At 69.3% G+C, this 19,492-nt stretch carries 14 protein-coding genes and 1 pseudogene; 6 read left to right on the top strand and 9 right to left on the bottom strand.

Going from position 1 to position 19,492, the window contains the following annotated elements:
* Nucleotides 1–76 precede the first annotated feature (76 nt).
* A complete protein-coding gene (locus tag AC5YDA_RS05900) occupies nt 77–2,287 on the top strand; it encodes a S8 family serine peptidase (protein ID WP_496192887.1) in 2,211 nt (736 codons plus the stop codon).
* 96 nt (nt 2,288–2,383) lie between these two features.
* Nucleotides 2,384–2,797 carry an SRPBCC family protein gene (locus AC5YDA_RS05895; protein WP_496192886.1) on the top strand — a complete coding sequence of 138 codons (414 nt, stop codon included), beginning with the start codon at nt 2,384–2,386 and terminating at the stop codon, nt 2,795–2,797.
* Between the two features lie 157 nt (nt 2,798–2,954).
* Here AC5YDA_RS05895 and dnaB read toward each other — a convergent pair whose 3' ends face one another.
* The gene (gene dnaB, locus AC5YDA_RS05890) at nt 2,955–4,241 is read right to left on the bottom strand and encodes a replicative DNA helicase (RefSeq protein WP_496192909.1); all 1,287 of its coding nucleotides are present in this window, start codon (nt 4,239–4,241) and stop codon (nt 2,955–2,957) included.
* Nucleotides 4,242–4,775: 534 nt separating this feature from the next.
* On the opposite strand from dnaB, the gene AC5YDA_RS05885 reads away from it, so the two are divergent.
* The 3 genes from AC5YDA_RS05885 to AC5YDA_RS05875 all read left to right on the top strand — a co-directional run bounded on the left by AC5YDA_RS05885 (nt 4,776) and on the right by AC5YDA_RS05875 (nt 7,896).
* Nucleotides 4,776–5,162 carry a metal-sensitive transcriptional regulator gene (locus AC5YDA_RS05885; protein ID WP_496192885.1) on the top strand — a complete coding sequence of 129 codons (387 nt, stop codon included), beginning with the start codon at nt 4,776–4,778 and terminating at the stop codon, nt 5,160–5,162.
* Nucleotides 5,163–5,189: 27 nt separating this feature from the next.
* On the top strand, nt 5,190–5,522 hold the full coding sequence (locus AC5YDA_RS05880) for a heavy-metal-associated domain-containing protein (RefSeq protein WP_496192884.1): 333 nt from the start codon (nt 5,190–5,192) through the stop codon (nt 5,520–5,522).
* Nucleotides 5,523–5,691: 169 nt separating this feature from the next.
* Nucleotides 5,692–7,896, top strand: a complete 2,205-nt coding sequence (locus AC5YDA_RS05875) for a heavy metal translocating P-type ATPase (RefSeq protein ID WP_496192883.1) — start codon at nt 5,692–5,694, stop codon at nt 7,894–7,896.
* 66 nt (nt 7,897–7,962) lie between these two features.
* On the opposite strand, the gene AC5YDA_RS05870 is transcribed toward AC5YDA_RS05875, so the two are convergent.
* From AC5YDA_RS05870 to AC5YDA_RS05835, 8 genes and pseudogenes are all read right to left on the bottom strand, one after another.
* Nucleotides 7,963–8,646 (bottom strand): hypothetical protein, encoded by a 684-nt coding sequence (locus AC5YDA_RS05870; RefSeq protein ID WP_496192882.1) that lies wholly within the window; start codon nt 8,644–8,646, stop codon nt 7,963–7,965.
* A gap of 102 nt (nt 8,647–8,748) precedes the next feature.
* Nucleotides 8,749–9,135: a YchJ family protein gene (locus tag AC5YDA_RS05865; RefSeq protein ID WP_496192881.1), complete on the bottom strand. Its 387-nt coding sequence runs from the start codon at nt 9,133–9,135 to the stop codon at nt 8,749–8,751.
* The gene (locus AC5YDA_RS05860; protein WP_496192880.1) at nt 9,128–10,495 is read right to left on the bottom strand and encodes a glycosyltransferase; all 1,368 of its coding nucleotides are present in this window, start codon (nt 10,493–10,495) and stop codon (nt 9,128–9,130) included. Before AC5YDA_RS05860 ends, AC5YDA_RS05865 begins: the two co-directional genes overlap by 8 nt.
* 35 nt (nt 10,496–10,530) lie before the next feature.
* Nucleotides 10,531–11,541 (bottom strand): dihydroorotate dehydrogenase-like protein, encoded by a 1,011-nt coding sequence (locus tag AC5YDA_RS05855; RefSeq protein WP_496192879.1) that lies wholly within the window; start codon nt 11,539–11,541, stop codon nt 10,531–10,533.
* Nucleotides 11,542–11,546: 5 nt separating this feature from the next.
* Complete coding sequence (gene nifJ / locus AC5YDA_RS05850) at nt 11,547–15,113, bottom strand: pyruvate:ferredoxin (flavodoxin) oxidoreductase (protein WP_496192878.1); 3,567 nt, start codon at nt 15,111–15,113, stop codon at nt 11,547–11,549.
* Between the two features lie 32 nt (nt 15,114–15,145).
* Nucleotides 15,146–16,841 (bottom strand): annotated as a pseudogene (locus tag AC5YDA_RS05845) (NAD(P)-binding protein).
* A gap of 47 nt (nt 16,842–16,888) precedes the next feature.
* Nucleotides 16,889–17,434 (bottom strand): GNAT family N-acetyltransferase, encoded by a 546-nt coding sequence (locus tag AC5YDA_RS05840; RefSeq protein ID WP_496192877.1) that lies wholly within the window; start codon nt 17,432–17,434, stop codon nt 16,889–16,891.
* 11 nt (nt 17,435–17,445) lie between these two features.
* Nucleotides 17,446–17,739 carry a thiamine-binding protein gene (locus AC5YDA_RS05835; RefSeq protein WP_496192876.1) on the bottom strand — a complete coding sequence of 98 codons (294 nt, stop codon included), beginning with the start codon at nt 17,737–17,739 and terminating at the stop codon, nt 17,446–17,448.
* Between the two features lie 248 nt (nt 17,740–17,987).
* Between AC5YDA_RS05835 and AC5YDA_RS05830 the strand changes: the two genes are divergently transcribed.
* On the top strand, nt 17,988–19,457 hold the full coding sequence (locus AC5YDA_RS05830; RefSeq protein WP_496192875.1) for an MFS transporter: 1,470 nt from the start codon (nt 17,988–17,990) through the stop codon (nt 19,455–19,457).
* The last annotated feature ends 35 nt before the right edge of the window (nt 19,458–19,492 follow it).

Genomic DNA, 19,492 nt, shown 5'->3' with positions numbered 1-19,492 from the left:
CTAGGCAGGGGTGGATTTGCTGCTTATGGTGCTTTCAAGGCAGGCGTGTGCAGCGCCCTCAGTGTGGAGGATCACCGTGAAGAAACTCGCCCTCGGCCGCCGCTTCGCGGCGGTCTCTGCCGTGACCGCGCTCGCAGTCACCGGAATGAGCGGGGCACCGGCGTTCGCCGGTCCCGGCCCCTCGACGGATGCTGCGGCGTCCGTCGGAGTGGACAACAGCAGCGCCATCGTCCGGCTCTCGGCCGAACCCCTCGCCACCTCGACCAAGGCCGTCCGCAAGAACGGCAAGGTCGACCTGACGGACCCGGCGACGCGCAGCGCCAAGGCCGACCTCGCGCAGCAGCGCAACGCCCTGCGGGCCTGGCTGCGACGGAACGCGCCCCAGGCCAAGATCACGGGTGAGTACGACTTCGCCCTCAACGCGGTCGCCATCCGTCTGAACGGCACCAGCCTCGAGACGCTGCGCAGGGCACCGGGCGTCGTGTCTGCCTCCTACCAGGGCACCTACACGCCCACCGCCGCCGATCCCGACCTGGCCCTCATCAACGGCCTCCAGGGCTGGGCGGCGTCCGGGGCCACCAGCGTGCAGGGGGCTCCGTCCACGTGGGCCGGGTACGGCATCAAGGTCGGCATCGTCGACACCGGCATCGATGCCCAGCACCCGTGCTTCTCCGACGCCCTGTACCCGAAGGCGGACCAGTCGGGAGACACCCGCTTCACCAACAACAAGGTGATCGTCGCGAGGGTCTTCAACAACAAGATCCAGCAGGGCAAGTACACCGCCGAGGCGCTGCAGGACCACGGCACGCACGTCGCGGGCACGGTCGCCTGCAACCTGGAGACGCCGGCCACCGTGGGTGGCGCGGAGATCCCCTACGCGCCGAGCGGGGTCGCCCCGGGGGCGTTGCTGGGCAACTACAACGTGTTCCCCGGCACTGTGCAGAGCGCGCGGTCCGAGGACATCGCCAACGCCCTCGAGGCTGCGGCGGAGGACGGCATGGACGTCATCAACATGTCGCTGGGCGGCGGCGCCAGCGGCATCCAGGACCTGCTGACGATGGCGGTCGACAACCTCGACCGCGCGGGCATCGTCGTCGCGGTCTCGGCCGGCAACGAGGGCCCCGGCCCCCGGACCGGTGGTTCGCCCGGCACGGCCGAGCGAGCCCTGACCGCGGGCGCCTCCTCGGTGGGTCACTACGTCGGCATCCCGATCTCCAGCGGCGGTACGCAGGTCTCCGTCGGCGCCATCGGCGACTTCGCGACCCCCACCACCGACATCACGGCTCCTCTGGGCGTCGTGCTCGACGGGACGAACCTGTCGACCGCCTGCGCGGCACTCCCGGCAGGATCGCTGGTCGACCAGATCGCGCTGATCTCGCGCGGCGGGTGCACCTTCGGTCAGAAGATCCTGGCGGCCGAAAAGGCGGGCGCGATCGCCGTCGTCGTGGTGAACATTGCCCCTGGTGACCCCTCGGCCATGGGCGGTGATGGGGTGAACAACCCGACCATCCCCGCCGTGATGGCGCCGCTGGCCGATCGCGCTGCGCTGATGTCGCTGGACGGAGCGACCGTGACGCTCGGTGCGCAGAAGGCGTACACGCGGACGGACAACGACAACGTCCTGATGTCCTTCTCGTCGTGGGGGCCCACCGACGTCGACTTCCGGGTGAAGCCCGACGTGGTCGCCCCGGGCGGGAACGTCCTGTCGTCGATTCCGATGGCAAACTGTGATGCCACGGTCGACACGCATGGGTGCTGGGCGTTCTTCTCCGGCACGTCGATGGCCGCCCCGCACCTCGCGGGCATGGCGGCCGTCGTCCAGGCCGCGCACCCGATGTGGGACGCCTGGCAGGTCCGCTCGGCCATCATCAACACGGCGGACGTGGACGGTGTGAAGACCTTCACCAAGGAGGGGGAGAAAGTCGTGTTGCTGGACGTGCAGCGGGTCGGCAACGGCCTCGCGCAGCTGGACGACGCCGTCGGCGCAACCCTTCTCCTGGACCGGCCCAGCATCTCCTTCGGCGCGGTGCCGACGGGAGCGGGCAAGACGCTCACCCAGTCGTTCCAGGTGACGAACGTCTCGGACGGGACCGTCGCGCTGGACCTGACGGTGAAGGGTGACACCGCGTTCACGGCATCTGCCACCGACACCGACCTCGCCCCTGACGAGTCCACGACGGTGACCGTGACGCTCACCCTGCCGCGCGGCTCCAAGGCCGGGAACGTCCAGGCCCACCTGGTCCTCGACGCGAACACCCACCTGGTCCTGTACGCCTTCGCCAAGTGACCGCCTGACGCACGAAGTTCGGCCCCCGACCGCGTTCACCGGACGGGGGCCGTTCGGCGTCGCTAGGCTCGGCCGGACAGGACGAGAGGGAACGCCATGTGGAGCAGCCGCCACCACGAGGAGTCCTCCGCGACGCCGGCCGAGGTGTGGGACCTCCTCGCCGCCGTGCACGCGGGGGAGCGCACGGTCGAGGGTCATGAGGCCTACCGGGCCGAGGGCCCGCTGGGCGTGGGCTCGGTGGTCCGGGCCGTACAGGGCTCCTTCATCGGGCCTGAGATGGCCGTCATCGAGTTCGACCCCGGTCGCCGGTACGCGCACGAGTTCACGCTGCGCCGCTACACCGTGCAGCTGGGGTACACGGTCGAGGCGCTCGAGGAGGGCGGGACCCGCCTCGTCCGGACGATCGGCATCACCGGTCCCTACGCAGACCTGGCCACGGCGGGCCTGGGACGGGAACTGGCGGCGGTCTACTCGCCGCAGGTGAAGGCGCTGCTGGCCGCCTTGGGGTGAGCCCCCTGTCGGTCGCGGCCTGAGAGAACGTGGGCATGGGCGTGGCCGGAAGGTTGCGGAGGCGGATGCCCCCACGGGGGTGCCGGCTGTGCGGTGGCTCGAGTTCCCTTTTCATATCCTGGCCAGCAGCGCGTGACGGAAACGGGGGCGAAGGGCGTCAGCGCTGCATGTCGACGAACCGGCTCAGCGCTCCCTGGAACGCCACCGGCAGGGTGTCGGTGGCGCCGTTGCGGTGCTTGGCGACGATGAAGTCGGCCTCACCGGCGCGCGGGGACTGCTTGTCGTAGGCGTCTTCCCGATGCAGCAGGATGACCATGTCGGCGTCCTGCTCCAGCGAACCCGACTCACGCAGGTCGGACAGCATCGGCTTCTTGTCCTGTCGCGTCTCGGGCCCACGGTTGAGCTGCGACAGCGCGACGACGGGAACCTCGAGCTCCTTGGCGAGCAGCTTGATCTGCCGGGAGAACTCCGACACCTCCAGCTGACGGGATTCGACCTTCTTGCCCGACGTCATCAGCTGCATGTAGTCGATGATGATCAGCTTCAGGTCGTTGCGCTGCTTCAGGCGGCGCGCCTTGGCGCGGATCTCCATCATCGTCAGGTTGGGGGAGTCGTCGATGAACAGCGGCGCCCGCGACACCTGGGCCGTCTTGTTCGAGATGCGCTGCCAGTACTCCTCGGTCATGTCGCCCTTGCGGATCGCGTTGAGCGGCACGCCGGACTCGGCGGACATGAGGCGCATCACGATCTCGGACTTGGTCATCTCCAGGCTGAAGAAGACCGAGCACAGGCCGTGGCGGATGGACGCCGCTCGCGCGAAGTCCAGCCCCAGCGTGGACTTACCCATACCCGGACGGGCGGCGATGATGATCATCTGGCCCGGGTGGAGGCCGTTGGTCAGGTGGTCCAGGTCGATGAAGCCGGTCGGGACGCCGGCCATCTGCCCGTGCTGGGTGAGCGCCTCGATCTCGTCGAGGGTGAGCTCCACCAGCTCCGACAGCGGCTGGTAATCCTCCTTCGTCCGGTTCTCGGCGACCTCGTAGATGGTCTGCTGGGCCCGGTCGACGATGGCCGTGACATCACCCTCGGCCTGATAGCCCATCTGGGAGATCTTCATCGAGGCGTCGACGAGCCGGCGCAGGACCGCCTTGTCGCGCACGATCTCGGCGTAGTACGTGGCGTTCGCCGTGACCGACACGGAGCTGAGCAGCTCGTGCAGGTAGATGTGGCCACCGACCTGGGCGATCTGGCCCTTCTTGCTCAGGCTGTCGGCGACGGTGATGGCGTCGACGGGCTCACCGGCACCGTACAGATCCATGATCGCGTCGTAGATGTACTCGTGCGCCGGACGGTAGAAGTCGCGCCCCTTGAGCACCTCCGTGACCTCGCCGATCGCATCCTTGCTCAGCAGCATCGCGCCCAGCACGCTCTGCTCGGCGGCCAGATCCTGCGGCGGGGTGCGATCGGCGTAGCCGTTCTGACGTTCGAAGGGAACGACGTTGTCCGACCACTGGCCCCGCTGCTCTGACACCGCGCCTCCTCTTCGTCCCGGACGACCTGAACACCACTCAAGCACCGGCGTCCGACACTTTCCTGGCTCCGGCGGTTCTAGGGACGGTAGACCCCTGGTGCTCCGTCCCACAAACGAGTCCTCGGCCCCGTCTGTGGACAAGATGTGGACGACTGTGGACGCACGGCGCCCGGCCTGTGCACGACACGCCGTAGGGGATGGGGATGCGCAAGAACTTCTGGCTCCAACACTGTTCCTACTAGGGGGGACGGTCGAATTTCCTGGGGATGGACAAAAATTTTCGCCTGGTGGGACGAGGGGGCCGCGGCCTTGGCCCGAGCTCCTTCCTGAGGAGTGGGGGGTTCGGCCATGCACCGGTTGTCCACAGGTTAGGCTTGCAGTTCGAGAGGCTCGTATCCGGTTGGGAATCGTACCCCCGGGGGGTATCATGCTGACTGTAGGAGGAACATGAGCGAGCACAAGACGCACGTCGTGCCGATCGACATGAAGGTCGTCGCCGAGGCGCCGGGCGGGAGTTGTGGCTGCCACGGCGACGTCGTCGACGGTGACCACCTGCACGGCTACATCACGGCGAAGGACAACTACCAGCGCCGCCTGCGCCGTATCGAGGGCCAGGCCCGCGGGCTCCAGCGCATGGTCGACGAGGAGAAGTACTGCATCGACATCCTGACGCAGATCTCCGCGATGACGAAGGCCCTGCAGTCGGTCGCTCTCGAACTCCTCGAGGACCACATGGCCCACTGCGTGGTCGCCGCCGCCCGCGAGGGCGGTCCGGCCGCCGAAGAGAAGATCCAGGAGGCGTCCGAGGCCATCGCACGTCTCGTCCGCAGCTGAAACACATCAGGTACAAGGAGAAACACCATGGTTGACCTCTCGATCAAGGACGCCAGCGCCGTCGCCTCCGGCGGGGGTTGTGGCTGCGGCGGTTGTGGCTGCGGCGGCGGCGCCCAGGCCACCCCGGCCCAGCAGCCCCAGGCGGACGCCGGCGCCACCGTCGCCGAGTACACGGTCTCGGGCATGACCTGCGGCCACTGCGTCTCGGCCGTCACTGCGGAGGTCTCCGCGATCCCCGGCGTCACCGACGTCGAGGTCGACCTGGAGTCCGGTTCCCTGAAGGTCGCCTCCGACGCGCCGGTCGACTTCGACCGCATCGTCGAGGCCGTTGCCGAGGCCGGGGACTACACCGTCGCCTGACGCCTCACCGGCTCGTGTGTGGCATCTCCGGGTGTCGGCTCCCACGCCAGACGTGGAACGCCGCATCCGGGGATGTCCCACCAACAACCTGAAACTCTTCCGCCAGGACCGGTCCGTCCTCGGGTCCGCCCGACCACACACCGGTCCTCCGCACCAAGGAGACAAACCCGTGGCCACGACCACACCCGTCCTCGGCGACCGCCGGGAATCCCTCGAGCTCGACATCGACGGCATGACCTGCGCGAGTTGCGCTGCCCGCATCGAGAAGAAGCTCAACAAGGTCGACGGCGTCATCGCGTCCGTCAACTACGCCACCGAGAGGGCCAAGATTCTCGCCCCGACGGGCGTCACCGTCGCCGACCTGATCAAGGTCGTCGAGAACACCGGCTACGGAGCCAGGGAACCGGACCCGGCCGCCCCCGAGGTGGATCGCGCCACCGGGCTGCGCCGCGACCTCGTCATCGCCGCCGTGCTGTCGGTTCCCGTGGTCGCGATCGCGACGATCCCGGCCCTGCAGTTCCCGGGCTGGACGTGGGCCTCGCTCCTCCTGACGATCCCGATCTACTTCTGGGCCGGGCGCCGCTTCCATCGCTCCGCGTGGGTCAACCTCAAGCACGGCGCCACCACCATGGACACCCTCATCTCGATGGGGACCTCCGCCGCCTTCTGGTACTCCGTGTGGGCGCTGTTCAACACCCACGCCGGAAACCTGGACTACACGCACGCCTTCGAGTTCACGATCGGGCGCAGCGACGGGGCAGCCGTCTACTTCGAGGCCGCCGCCGCGATCACGACCTTCCTGCTGGCCGGGCGCTACTTCGAGGCGACCGCCAAGACCCAGAGCTCCGAAGCCCTGCGTGCGCTGCTCACCATGGGGGCGTCCGAGGCGACCCGGCTCAAGGACGGCCGCGAGGAGCGCGTCCCGATCGACTTCCTGAAGCTGGACGACGAGTTCGTCGTCCGCCCCGGCGAGAAGATCGCCACGGACGGCGTCATCGTCTCCGGCACGTCGGCCATCGACGAGTCCATGGTCACGGGGGAGTCCGTCCCGGTGGACAAGGTCCCCGGCGACAAGGTGCTCGGCGCCACCGTGAACGCGAACGGGCGCCTCGTCGTCCGAGCGACCGCGCTCGGCGGGGACACCGAACTGGCCCGCATGGCCCGCATGGTCGAGGAGGCCCAGACCCGCAAGGCGCCCGTCCAAGCGCTGGCGGACAAGATCTCGGGCATCTTCGTCCCGATCGTCCTGATGATCGCGCTGCTGACCTTCGTCGGCTGGCTGCTCGCCGGTGAGCCGGTTCTGTTCGCGGCGACCGCCGCGGTGGCCGTGCTCATCATCGCGTGCCCCTGCGCGCTGGGTCTGGCCACCCCGACGGCCCTGCTCGTCGGCACCGGACGCGGGGCGAGGATGGGGGCCATCATCGCCGGCCCCGACGTCCTGGAGCGCGCCCGCAAGGTGACGTCCATCGCCCTGGACAAGACCGGCACCATCACCCGGGGGGACCTGCGCGTCGTCGGGGTCCACCCCGGGGCCGGGATCGACGAGGCCGAACTGCTGCGCCTCGCGGGCACGGCCGAGTCCGGCTCCGAGCACCCGCTGGCGAAGGCGATCGTCGCCGCGGGCACCGTCGGGCCGCTCGAGCACTTCGAGAACATCCCGGGTGAGGGCGTCCGGGCGGTCGTGAACGGCGTTGCCGTGGCGGTCAGCCGTCCGGACGCCGTGGCCGACGTGCCAGGGGACCTGTCCGCGGTGGTCGACGAGGCCCAGCGCCGCGGGGAGACCCCGGTGGTCGTCCTGCGTGAGGGGACCGCGCTGGGCGTCATCTCCCTGGCCGACACCATCAAGGACAGTTCCGCCCGGGCGATCGACCGCTTCAAGGCACTGGGGCTCACCCCGGTGCTCCTGACCGGCGACAACGTGCGTGCTGCCCGTTCCGTGGCCGACCAGGTGGGGATCGATGAGGTGCGCGCGGACGTCCGGCCGGAGGGCAAGGTCGAGGTCATCGGTGAGCTGCAGGCCCACGGGCAGACCGCCATGGTCGGCGACGGCGTCAACGACGCGGCCGCGCTCGCGGCGTCTGACCTGGGCATTGCGATGGGGTCCGGCACGGACGCGGCCAAGGAGGCCGCCGGCATCACCCTCATGCGCAGCGACCTGATGCTGGCCGTCGACGCGATCCGCCTGTCGCGCGCCACCCTCCGGACGATCCGGATCAACCTGTTCTGGGCCTTCGCCTACAACGTGGCCGCGATCCCGCTGGCCGCCCTGGGCATGCTGACCCCGATGATCGCAGGCGCCGCGATGGCGTTCAGTTCGGTCTTCGTGGTCGCGAACTCGCTGCTCCTGGGAAGGTTCAAGGCCGAGTCGGCCTGAGCACACGCGAGTCGGCACATGATGGAGTGAACCCAGCACCCGACTGCGGGTAACAAGTTCACTCTGTCAGTGCCGGCCCTGCCGTGTCGGGGATGCGTCCCGGGCTGGCGCGTCATCAGGGCGCCCGAGCACGAACTGACGTGCCGGGTGGATCGAGTAGTCGGCCATGTGGTCGAACACACCGCGCAGTGCGATGCGTTCGGGGTCGCGGTAGTACGCGTGTTGAGCCCGGGGAAAGTCCTCCCAGGTGCCGGCGAAGTCGAACGCCCAGGAGAACAGGTCGGCGGGCTCGTCGGAGACGGCGAACAGGCACCGGAACCCGTACGCCTCCCGCACCGCCACGACGCGCCGCCAGATCGCCAGGAACGCCGGCCACCCGCCGACGATCGAGTAGCGTCGCATGATCGCGATGCGTCCCTCGATGGACGTCGGTGTCGCATGGGTCAGTACTTCGACGCGGACCGGCCGGGTGAGCACGTTGCGGAACACGTGCGGCACCGCCTCGTCCGACACCGCCGGCACGGCGGCCAACGCCGTGGCCGCGGAGTCCGGGTGCGACGCCAGGAGCGTGACCTTGGGCTCGGCGTCGGTCTCGACGAACAAGCGATGCAGTGCGAACCCGGCTTGCGACCAGGACCCGGCGAACGACGGCCACAACGCGAGCCAGGCGTGGAGATGGCGCGGCGTCACGCTGAACCGGTGGAGCAGCATCGTCCCGGACGGGGCAGCGATGGAGATCAGATCGGACACGGGCCCTTCGTACCACGAATGGCTCCCCGGCCTCGGGCGGGACAGGGGAGCATGCGCGGTGGGAGGCGCCGTGAGCACTCAGCCGCCCACGATCTGCCTGACTCAGTGGTGGATGGTGCCGTTCACGTACACCCACCGTCCGTCCAGCAGGGCGAAGCGCGAGGTCTCGCGCAGGACGCCGGAGCGGCGTCCGGACTCCCACGAGGCGGCGAACCGGACGGTGCCGTCGTCCTCCCACGCCGAACCCCTGTCCGTCGCCTCGATGACCAGACCCGTCCAGGTCATCGAGGGGTCCAGGTCGATCGAGTGGGGGCGGGTCGATGGGTGCCAGGTCTGGAGCAGGTGGTCCTCCAGCCCGAGCGCGAACGCGGAGTAGCGCGAGCGCATGAGTTGCACAGCGGTGGCGGCGATGCGGCGTCCGTCGTGGAGCGCCCCACAGCACGCGGGGTAGGGCTTGCCCGTGCCGCAGGGGCAGGCGTCCTCAGCCATCGGAGGGCGGGATCGCCTTCATGGACTCGGGGACGGTCTCGCCGGCGGCCAGCGCGCGGTAGAGGTCCAGGATTGCCGCCGACTGGTTCGCGATCGTCCACCAACCGGCCATCTCGCGGGAACGGGCCTGTGCGGCCGCCTTGAACTCGGGGTCGGCCAGCCGGTGCAGCATCATCACGATCTGGCGCGCCAGGGACTCGGGTGTGGGGCGGGCGATGGCCCCGTTGACCCCCTCGTCCAACACCAGTCGAAGCTCGTGGTCGACCGACACGATGGGGAGCCCGGCGTGGGCGGCCTCGTGCAGCACGAGGGCCTGGGTGTCGGTCAGCGACGGGAAAGCGAACACGTCCGCCGACGCGTAGTACGGGCCGAGTTCCTCGCGCGGCACCTGGCCGACCAGGGTGACGCCGCCGCGGGCGCGTGCCCGCCGCAGGCGGGGCTCGAGGGCGGGTGCGGCGTGCCAGTCGCCGACGATCATCAGCTCGGCTTCGGGGATCTCCTCCCGCACCCACTCGAACGCCTCGAGGAGCAGCGTGATGTTCTTCTCCGCCGCGATGCGTCCCACGTACAGGATGCGCGGGCCGGTCGCGGGGGGCAGCGGCTCGCCCGGGGGCAACGCGTCCGCCCCGTTCGGGATGACCCGGATACGGGACCTGGGTGCCAGTTCACGGACGCGGGTGGCGGTCTTGTCCGACGGCGTGGTGACCAGGTCGGCCGCCTGCAGCATGTCGCGGGCGGCGTTGAGCAGGTTGCGTCGGGACATGCCGCGCTTCCAGAACTTCACGCTCATCCAGCGGCGCATGTCCCGCAGGGTGGGGCGCTTCATGCCCTGTGCGGACACCTTGATCAGGCGGTAGTACGCGTCGAGGAACGGGGTCAGGACGGCGTAGTGGTCCGCATAGGCCTCGAAGTCGGTGTGCCACGTGACCAGGAGCGGACGCTCGATCCGGTCGGCGGCCCAGACGCCGAGCATGCCGACCGTGCCGAGCCCGTTCACGTGGATCACGTCCGGGGGGTCGGCGGCGAAGGCGTCCAGCGCCGCCTCGAAACCGCGCCCGTCCGCCACGGCCATCGGCAGGCCCGGCAGCTTGATCGACTTGAGCCGCACCTCGGTGCGCCCGGGCTTGTCGCGGTGCGGGTTGGGGCCATCGCAGGCCGGAGCCACGACCTGGACCTCGCAGCCCGCCTTCAGCAACTCGCCTTCGAGGAACTGGACGGCGTACAGGAGACCCGAGTGCCCGGGGCCGTACATGTCGGTGAACAGTGCGACGCGCAGGGGGCGCGGCGCAGCGGCACCGGCGACGGGGGCCGCCTCCACGATCGGTGTGGCACCCGGGTCGGCGATCGGCGTCTCGTCCATCGGTGCGAGTCTAGGACAACAAGTCCCCCTTTGGCTCACAAGGACCCGTAGCGAGCCTTCGCGTGCTGGATCGCCGAGACGTAGCCGCCGCGCCGGACGGCCGCGCCGTCCCAGGCCTGCGGGACGGCCAGCAGGCCGCGCACCTGGGCCAGGGAGTCGAACTCCTTGCGGACCATCCACGACTGCAGGCCGCCGACGAGCTCGCGGGTGTAGGACCGTCCGCGCCGGATGAGCGCCGCCGTGGTCATCACGACATCCGCACCGGCCAGCAGGTACTTCACCACGTCGTCGGGCGACTCCACGCCGGTCGTCCCCGCCAGCGAGGCGGTGGTGTGGTTGCGCAGCGAGGCGATCCAGGTGCGGGGGAGACGTCCCTCATGCGCCGTCGACAGCTCGAACTCCGCATCCGTGGTCAAGGTCTCGGTGTCGATGTCGGGGTTGAGGAACCGGTTGAACAGCACCAGTCCGGACGCCCCGGCCTCGACCAACTGCAGGGCCACGTGGCCCACCGAACTGAAGTACGGCGACAACTTCACCGACACCGGGATCGGCACCGCCTCCGCGACGGCGGACACGATCTCCAGGTGGCGTCGGACGACGACGTCGCCCGACGGGCTCACATCACCGGGGACCATGTAGATGTTCAGCTCGATGGCCGCCGCCCCGGCGTCCGCCAACTCGCGGGCGAACTCGACCCACCCGCCCAGGTCGGCGCCGTTCAGCGACGCGATGATCGGGACGTCCACCGCCCGGACCGAACGCTCGAGCAGCGACAGGTACGAGTAGGCGGCCGACCTGGTCGTGATCGGCGTGGTCGGGAAGTAGTCCAGCGCCTCGGCGAACGAGTTCGACTGGGCCTCGATCAGCTGCTGGTCGCGCGTGGTCTCGGCGCGCAACTGCTCCTCGAACAGGGAGTGCAGCACGATGGCCGCCGCCCCGCCCTCGGCCAGCGCCTCCACGCCGCCCACCGTCTGTGAGAGGGGGCCCGCCGAGGCGACCACCGGGTGGGCCAACTCCAGCCCGAGGTACTGCGTGGTGAGGTCCATGCTGGTCACTCCTTGGCGTCGGCGGCGAACTCGGCCGCGGTCCTGGTCGACATCTGCTCGTAGTCCCGCCACCGGCGATCGACCTGCTGCTGGCCCATCTCGAGCATGTGCTCGGCCGTCTCAGGATCCGTGGAGGTGAGCATACGGAAACGCAGTTCGTTCTCGTGGTACTTCCGCAGCGGGAACCGGGGGCGCGGGGAGTCCAGGAGGAACGGGTTCTTGCCCTGCATCCGCAGGACGGGGTTGAAGCGCATGAGCGGCCAGTGGCCCGAGTTGACCGCCAGGTACTGCTGGTCGAGGCCCTTCTGCATGTCGATGCCGTGGGCGATGCAGTGGCTGTAGGCCAGGATCAGCGACGGGCCGTCGTACGCCTCCGCCTCGCGGAACGCCTTCAACGTCTGCTGCGGGTCCGCGCCCATCGCCACGCGGGCGACGTACACGTTGCCGTACGCGATCGCCTGCAGGGCGAGGTCCTTGCTGATGGTCTCCTTCCCGCCGGAGGCGAACTTCGCCACCGCGCCCATCGGCGTCGCCTTGGAAGCCTGGCCGCCCGTGTTGGAGTACACCTCGGTGTCCAGCACCAGCACGTTGACGTTGCGGCCGGACGCGAGCACGTGGTCGAGGCCGCCCGATCCGATGTCGTAGGCCCACCCGTCGCCGCCGACGATCCACACCGACCGGCGCATCAGGTGGTCGGCGACGGAGCGGAGGTCGGCCGCCCTCGGGCCCTCCATGCCCTCCAGCCCGTGCTTGAGTTCCTCGATGGCCCGGAACTGCGCCGACAGATCGGACTCGTACAGCTGGTCGTTGTCGAGGAGCCCGTCGATCAGCCCGTCGTCATCGATCTCCGCACGCATCTCCTCCAGCCGCGTGCGGGCGAGGCGGGTCTGCAGGTCGGCGGCCAGGCGCAGGCCGAGGCCGAACTCGGCGTTGTCCTCGAACAGCGAGTTGGACCAGGCCGGGCCGCGCCCGTACTTGTTCCGCGCCCACGGCGTGGTCGGCAGGTTGCCGCCGTAGATGGACGAGCAGCCGGTCGCGTTCGCGATGGAGGCGCGCCCGCCGAACAGCTGGCTCAGCAGCTTCAGGTACGGCGTCTCGCCGCAGCCCGTGCAGGCACCCGAGAACTCGAACAGCGGCTCGAGGAACTGGACGCCACGCACCGTGCCGAAGTCGACCCGGCTGCGGAGGTTGACGTCGATGGACTCGAAGAAGGCCACGTTCTCCTTCTCCTCGGTGCGGTCGAGCACCGGGGCCAGATTGATCGCCTTGCGCCCGCCCCCGTCCGTGACGCTCACCGGGCAGGCCTCGACGCACAGTCCGCAGCCGGTGCAGTCCTCGGCGTAGACCTGCAGCGTGTACTTGGCCCCGGGCAGGCCGGCGGCGTTCAGGTCGGCCGACTGGAAGGATGCCGGAGCCCCCGCCAGGGCGGTGTCCGGGTAGTACCTGGCGCGCAGGACCGCGTGCGGGCAGACGAACGCGCAGTTGCCGCACTGGATGCACGCCTGGTCGTCCCAGACGGCGATGATGTCGGAGATGTTCCGCTTCTCGAACTTCGTCGTGCCCGAGGGGTAGGTGCCATCGACCGGCAGCGCCGAGACGGGCAGCTGGTCGCCCTCGTCCAGCAGCATGCGGGCGGTGACGTCGCGGACGAACTCCGGGGCGTGGTCGGGGACCGCCTTCAGCATGCCGACGTCAGAGGCCGGGGCGTCCGGGACCTCGACGCGGTGCAGGTGCGCCACCGCGGTGTCGACCGCGGCCTCGTTCTTGGCGACGATGTCGGCGCCGCGGCGCCCGTACGTCTTGCGGATCGACCGCTTGACCTCCTCGATCGCCTGCTCGCGCGGCAGGACGTCCGAGATGGCGAAGAAGCACGTCTGCAGGACGGTGTTCGTCCGGTTGCCCATGCCCGCGGCGCGGGCCACGGCGTTGGCGTCGATCGTCCACAGCTGGCAGTCGAGCTCGATGAGCCTCTCCTGCATCCGACGGGGGAGCCGCCCGAAGAGCTCTTGGGTCGGGTAGGGGGCGTTCACCAGCACGACGGTGCCCCGGCGGGCGTAGCGCAGCACGTCCACGCGTTCGAGGATCGACCAGTGGTGGATGCCGATGAAGCCGGCGGCGTTCACCAGGTAGGGGGCCGTGATCGGTCGGGGCCCGAAGCGGAGGTGCGAGACCGTCCTGGAGCCGGACTTCTTCGAGTCGTAGACGAAGTAGCCCTGCGCGAACGTGCCCTCGTCGCCGCCCAGGATCTTGATCGTGTTCTTGTTGGCGCCGACGGTGCCGTCCGAACCGATGCCGTAGAACACGGCGCGCAGCGTCTCGGGGGACTCCACGTCGAGGTCGGCGGGGTAGTCGATGCTCGTCAGCGAGACGTCGTCGGTGATGCCGACGGTGAAGCGCGGGCGCGGGCCGGCCTTGGCCAGCTCGTCGAAGACGCCCACCACCATGCCGGGGGTGAACTCCTTGCTGGACAGGCCGTAGCGGCCGCCGATGACGCGCGGCAGCGTCGCACGGCGTCCGGACGCCACGGCCTCGGCCAGCGCGCTGGTCACGTCCAGGAACAGCGGCTCGCCGCCGGACCCCGGCTCCTTGGTGCGGTCCATGACGGCGATGCGCGTGGCCGACGGGGGGATCGCGGCGAGCACCTGTTCGACGGGGAACGGCCGGTAGAGGCGCAGGTGGACGACGCCGACCTTCTCGCCACGCTCGACCAGGTGGTCGACCGCTTGGATGGCCGTCTGGGCCCCCGACCCCATGATGACGGCGATGCGTTCGGCGTCCGGGGCGCCGTGGTACTCCACCAGCTGGTAGGCGCGGCCGGTCAGCTCGGCGAACTCGTCCATGGCCGCCTGCACGATGCCGGGCACCTTCTCGTAGAAGGGGTTCACCGTCTCGCGGGACTGGAAGTAGGTGTCCGGGTTCTGGGCGGTGCCCCGGATGTAGGGGTGCTCGGGGCTGAGGGCCCGCCCGCGGTGCTGGAGGATCAGCTCGGCGGGCACGTAGGCGCGCAGGTCGTCGTCACTGAGCATGTCGAGCGTGTTCAGTTCGTGGCTGGTGCGGAAGCCGTCGAAGAAGTGGATGAACGGCACCCGGCTGCGCAGCGTCGAGAGCTGGGCGATGGCGGCCATGTCGTGGGCCTCCTGGACCGACGCCGAGCCCAGCAGGGCGAAGCCGGTCTGGCGGACGGCCATGACGTCCTGGTGGTCGCCGAAGATGCTGAGCCCCTGGGCGGCGATCGAGCGGGCCGCCACGTGGAACACCGTCGAGGTCAGCTCGCCGGCGATCTTGTACATGTTCGGGATCATCAGGAGGAGTCCCTGGCTGGCGGTGAACGTCGTGCTCATCGCGCCGCCCTGGAGCGCACCGTGCAGTGCTCCGGCGGCACCGCCCTCGGACTGCATCTCGATCACGGTCGGCAGGACGCCGAAGACGTTCTTCCTCCCCTTGGCCGACCATTCGTCGGCCAGCTCGGCCATGGTCGAGGACGGGGTGATCGGGTAGATGGAGCACAGTTCGTTGAGTCGGTAGGCGACGGATGCAGCGGCTTCGTTGCCGTCGATGATGGCCTTCGTCATGGTGTCGTTCTTCCTCTGGTCGACGTAGGAGCTCAGCGCTCGGGGATCATCTCGATGGCGTGGACCGGGCACTGCTCGTAGCAGCTGCCGCAGCCGGTGCACTTGGTGTAGTCGTACCGGTAGCGCAGGCCCTTGCCGAGCTTGATCACGGCGTCCTCGGGACAGGCGCCGACGCAGCCGTCGCACTCGATGCAGTTGCCGCAGGACAGGCAGCGCCACGCCTCGGTGCGCGCCTCCTCGTCGCTCAGGCCGCCGACGATCTCGTCGAAGTTCAGGCGCTGCGCGACGTCCAGCTCGGGCTGGGTCGTGGCGCGGTCGTCGCCCCAGTACCACGGGTGGAGCTTGTCGAAGGTGGCCAGTGCGTTCTTCGGGGTGTCCACGGGCGGGCGACTCGCGAGCCAGCGGTCGATGACCCGGGCGGCTCTCTTGCCGTGGCCCACGCCCACCGTCACGGTGCGGTCCGACGGGACCGCGTCGCCGCCGGCGAAGATGCCGGGCACGTCGGTCATCAGGGTCTGCGGGTCGACCCGAAGGGTGTCGCCGTCGAACCGCATGCCCGGGATCTTCTTGAGGAACCCGGAGTCGGCCTCCTGCCCCAGGGCGAGGATGACGGTGTCGGCCTCGAGGGTCTCGAAGCGTCCGGTGCCGACGGCCTTGCCGTTCTCGTCCAGCTCCATGATCTCGACGCGCATCTTGCCCTCGTCGACCCGGCTGATGGTGCGGAGCCAATTCATCTTGACGCCCTCGCGGATGGCCTCCTCGCGCTCCTCCGTGTGGGCCGGCATCTGCTCGGCCGTGCGGCGGTAGACGACGATGGACTCCTCGGCGCCCAGGCGCTGGGCGACGCGGGCCGCGTCCATGGCGGTGTTGCCGCCGCCGTAGACGGCGACGCGGCGTCCGATCACGGGACGCTCCCCGGAGGCGACGTCGCGCAGGAAGCGCACGGCGTCGACGATGCGGCCGGCGTCCATGGTCGGGATGTCGACGCGCTTGGAGATGTGGGCGCCGATGGCGACGAAGACGGCGTCGAAGTTGCCCTGGACCTGCTCGGCGAGCAGGTCGGTGACGGTGTGGTTCTGCACGAACGCCACGCCGAGCGCGCGGATCCGGTCGATCTCGGCGTCGAGGACGTCGCGCGGGAGCCGGTACTCCGGGATGCCGTAGCGCATCATGCCGCCGGGCAGGTCGGAGGAGTCGTGCACCTCGACCTCGTGGCCGACCATCGCGAGGTGGTGGGCCGCGGACAGGCCGGACGGACCGGAGCCGATGACGAGGACGCGGCGTCCGGACCTGTGCGCCGGGGCGGCGAACTGCCAGCCGTTCTCGATGGCGAGGTCGCCCAGGTAGCGCTCGACCGAGTGGATGCTGACCGCACCGTCCAGCTCGACGCGGTTGCACGCCGTCTCGCACGGGTGGTAGCAGACCCGTCCGTGGATCGCGGGGAACGGGTTGTTCTTGGTGAGCTCGCGCCAGGCGCCCAGGTCGTCCCTGGCCTTGACCAGCCGCAGCCACTCCTGGATGTTCTCGCCCGCCGGGCAGGCGTTGTTGCAGGGGGGAAGGAGGTCGACGTAGATCGGCATCCGGACCCGTGTCGGGCCCACCCGCCCGGTGGAAGCGCCCAGGTCGGGCAGGTGCGTCAGGTTGGTTCGGGGCGCAGACTGCTCCATTGGTCATCCTCCGGTCATGGGTGTTGGCCCCAACACTACCCCTCGTAGTAGACCCGTGCATCGCGCGCCCGCTGGATTGGGTCGAGAGCCCGGGGGCGGTGGGGACGATCAGTGGGCCGGGCGGACCATCCGGATCATCTCCATGTCGCCCCAGTTCGGGCCGGAGCGTCCACCGAACCCGTCGGTGGTGAACCCGTGGCGCCGGTAGAAGCGGACGGCGGAGTCGTTGCCGGCGATCACCCAGAGGTAGGCCGCGCGCCCGCCCGGCAGCGCCGCCTCCATCAGGCGTTGCCCGAGGCGTGCGCCGCGAAGGTGGGGCATGACGTACAGCGTGTCCAGGCACCATTCGGCGCCTGAGGGGCGCCAGGCGTCGCCGAAGAGGTCGTGCTCCCACGCGCGCACGCCCCTGAAGGCGGCCGAGAGCCCCGCCACGGCGCCCCGTTCGGTGCGGGCCACCCAGTGGGTGGCCTCCGGTTCCCGCCCGGACGCCCGGGCCGCGGCCACGGCGTCCACCTCGTCGTGCAGGTCGGCCCGGCGGCGGTCGAAACTTCCCCACAGGGCTGACGCGTGCCCGCGGTCGGCCATGTGGGCGTAACTGACGTGCTGGAGCGCGATGTGGGCTCGGACGACATCCTCCACATCGTCGTGGCCCACCGGGGCGATCCTCACAGGTGGCGCTCCAGGCGCTCGACCTTGGCGTCCAACTCGTCCGTGTGGCTGGGGCGGATGTCGGCCTTGAGGACGAGGGAGACCCGGGGGGCGAAGGCGCCCACGGCCTCGCTGGCGCGGCGGACGACGTCGAAGCACTCGTCCCACGTGCCCTCGATGGTGGTGAACATGGCGTCTGTGCGGTTCGGCAGGCCAGACTCGCGGACGATGCGGACCGCGGCGGCGACCGCCTCGGCGACCGAGTCGCCGCTCGAGCCGCCCATGGGGGCGACGGAGAACGCAACAAGCATGAGGTCATCGTAGGCCGGAACGAGTGGCCATTTGTTGCATGCGAACTGTCCGTGCCGCGCGAAGCGATGCCGTCCGTGCCGGCCTGCGGATTGTCAACTCGTGGCAACAATCGTGTTCATCGGACTTTGGCCGGAGCGCCGGGTGATACTTCTGCCACCGAGGATAGTCGTCCAGTACACGAAACACGTGAACAGAAGTGGACAGCTCGGTGATGGCCCGGTTTTCATGGAAGAAAGGTTCTTGGCCAATGCCTGACAGCACTTACCGTCCGGAGGGCGACCCGCTGGGCGGTTCGACCCAGGTACCCGGGTCCGACGACATGGCGGCGATCACCCCCGTTGGGGTGACGATCGTCGCGGGTGACGAAGACGACGACGAGCGCGACTTCATCCCGCCCAAGGGTCGCCTCGGCGGTACCATCGCGCTGGGCGTCTCCCAGTCCATCGACAACTCCGAGGGTGGCGTCTCCAAGACGTTCTTCCCGCAGATCATGAACGCGTTCGGCCTGTCCGACGCCGAACTCGGTCTGCTGAACGCCCTCGGCAACGCCGCCCGCATGATCTTCGGCCCCGTGTGGGCCATGGCGGCCGACCGCTTCGGCCGCAAGCTCATCCTCTTCGTCGTGACCGGCCTCTGGGGCGTCTGGACCATCGGCGCCGCTTTCGCGCAGTCCTGGACCATGCTGCTGGTCCTCTACTCGATCTCGCTGATCGGCACCGTGGCGTCCGAGCCGATCCTCAACGGCCTCCTCGGCTCCCTGTACAAGCGCTCCGAACGCGGCAAGGCGTTCGGTACGGTCCGCGCGACCGCGTCCGCGCTGGGCTTCATCATGACCCCCGCGCTCGGCCAGTTCGGTGGTGACCCCAACGGTTGGCGTTACGCCTTCATCGCGCTGGGTATCCTGTCGGTCGTCTCCGGCTTCCTGATCCTGGTCTTCGTCCACGAGCCCAAGAAGGTGGCCGCCGAGGACGCCGCGGAGCTCAAGTCCGAGGCCGGCATGTTCAAGCTTTCGGACGCGGCCAAGCTGTTCAAGATCCCGACCGTCAGCCTGATCGCCCCGATGCTGCTGCTGGTCACCTCGCTGGTGCTCTTCGGCTTCATGGGCCAGGTGTGGGCCCGCGACATGGGCTTCGGTGTCAAGAACAGCTCCTACCTCTACACCGTCTTCCAGATCGGTGCCATGCTCTCCGCGCTGCTCGGTGGCTTCCTCGCCGACGCCTTCGTCAAGAAGTTCGGCCACAAGGGCCGGATCATGCTCTTCCAGCTCTACGCGGTGCTGTTCGGTGCGATCATCGCCATCACCATGTACTTCTACAAGGCGTGGACGCCGGGCATCAAGTCCGGCAACGGCCAGGAGGTCCTGCAGGACCCGAGCCTCGTCTACTACGTGCTGGTGTTCCTCATGGGCCTGATCTTCTCGATCGGCTTCTCGGGCTGCGTGCTGCCGATGGTGTCCTCCGTGGTGCCCAAGCAGCTGGCCGCCACCTCGTTCGCCCTGCTGTTCTCCCTGATCCAGGGCGGCATCAACGTGGTCTACGCCCTCGTGCTGGGCGGCGTGGCCAAGGCCGTGGGCAACCTGCCGCTGACCATCCTCCTGCTGGTCTCGCTCCCGTACTTCGTCAACGCGCTCTACTGGTTCGTCTTCTACAAGTCGTACCCGAAGGACGTCGAGCGCCAGGCCGAGCGCACCGCGCTCATCGACCAGGGCAAGTTCTGACACACCCGCCCCTGTTGCATGCGTGCCGGGAGCGT

The sequence above is a fragment of the Propioniciclava sp. LT294 genome, assembly GCF_059516005.1.
The sequence above is the reverse complement of the archived record's forward strand: the minus strand, read 5'-3'. Positions and strand labels throughout refer to the sequence as shown.

Coding starts and splice junctions, on each gene's coding strand:
- AC5YDA_RS05895 (WP_496192886.1), top strand. CDS start 2,384: ATGTGGAGCAGCCGCCACCACGAGGAGTCCTCCGCGACGCCGGCCGAG.
- AC5YDA_RS05885 (WP_496192885.1), top strand. CDS start 4,776: ATGAGCGAGCACAAGACGCACGTCGTGCCGATCGACATGAAGGTCGTC.
- AC5YDA_RS05880 (WP_496192884.1), top strand. CDS start 5,190: ATGGTTGACCTCTCGATCAAGGACGCCAGCGCCGTCGCCTCCGGCGGG.
- AC5YDA_RS05865 (WP_496192881.1), bottom strand. CDS start 9,135: ATGGCTGAGGACGCCTGCCCCTGCGGCACGGGCAAGCCCTACCCCGCG.
- AC5YDA_RS05860 (WP_496192880.1), bottom strand. CDS start 10,495: ATGGACGAGACGCCGATCGCCGACCCGGGTGCCACACCGATCGTGGAG.
- AC5YDA_RS05855 (WP_496192879.1), bottom strand. CDS start 11,541: ATGGACCTCACCACGCAGTACCTCGGGCTGGAGTTGGCCCACCCGGTG.
- nifJ (WP_496192878.1), bottom strand. CDS start 15,113: ATGACGAAGGCCATCATCGACGGCAACGAAGCCGCTGCATCCGTCGCC.
- AC5YDA_RS05835 (WP_496192876.1), bottom strand. CDS start 17,739: ATGCTTGTTGCGTTCTCCGTCGCCCCCATGGGCGGCTCGAGCGGCGAC.
- AC5YDA_RS05830 (WP_496192875.1), top strand. CDS start 17,988: ATGCCTGACAGCACTTACCGTCCGGAGGGCGACCCGCTGGGCGGTTCG.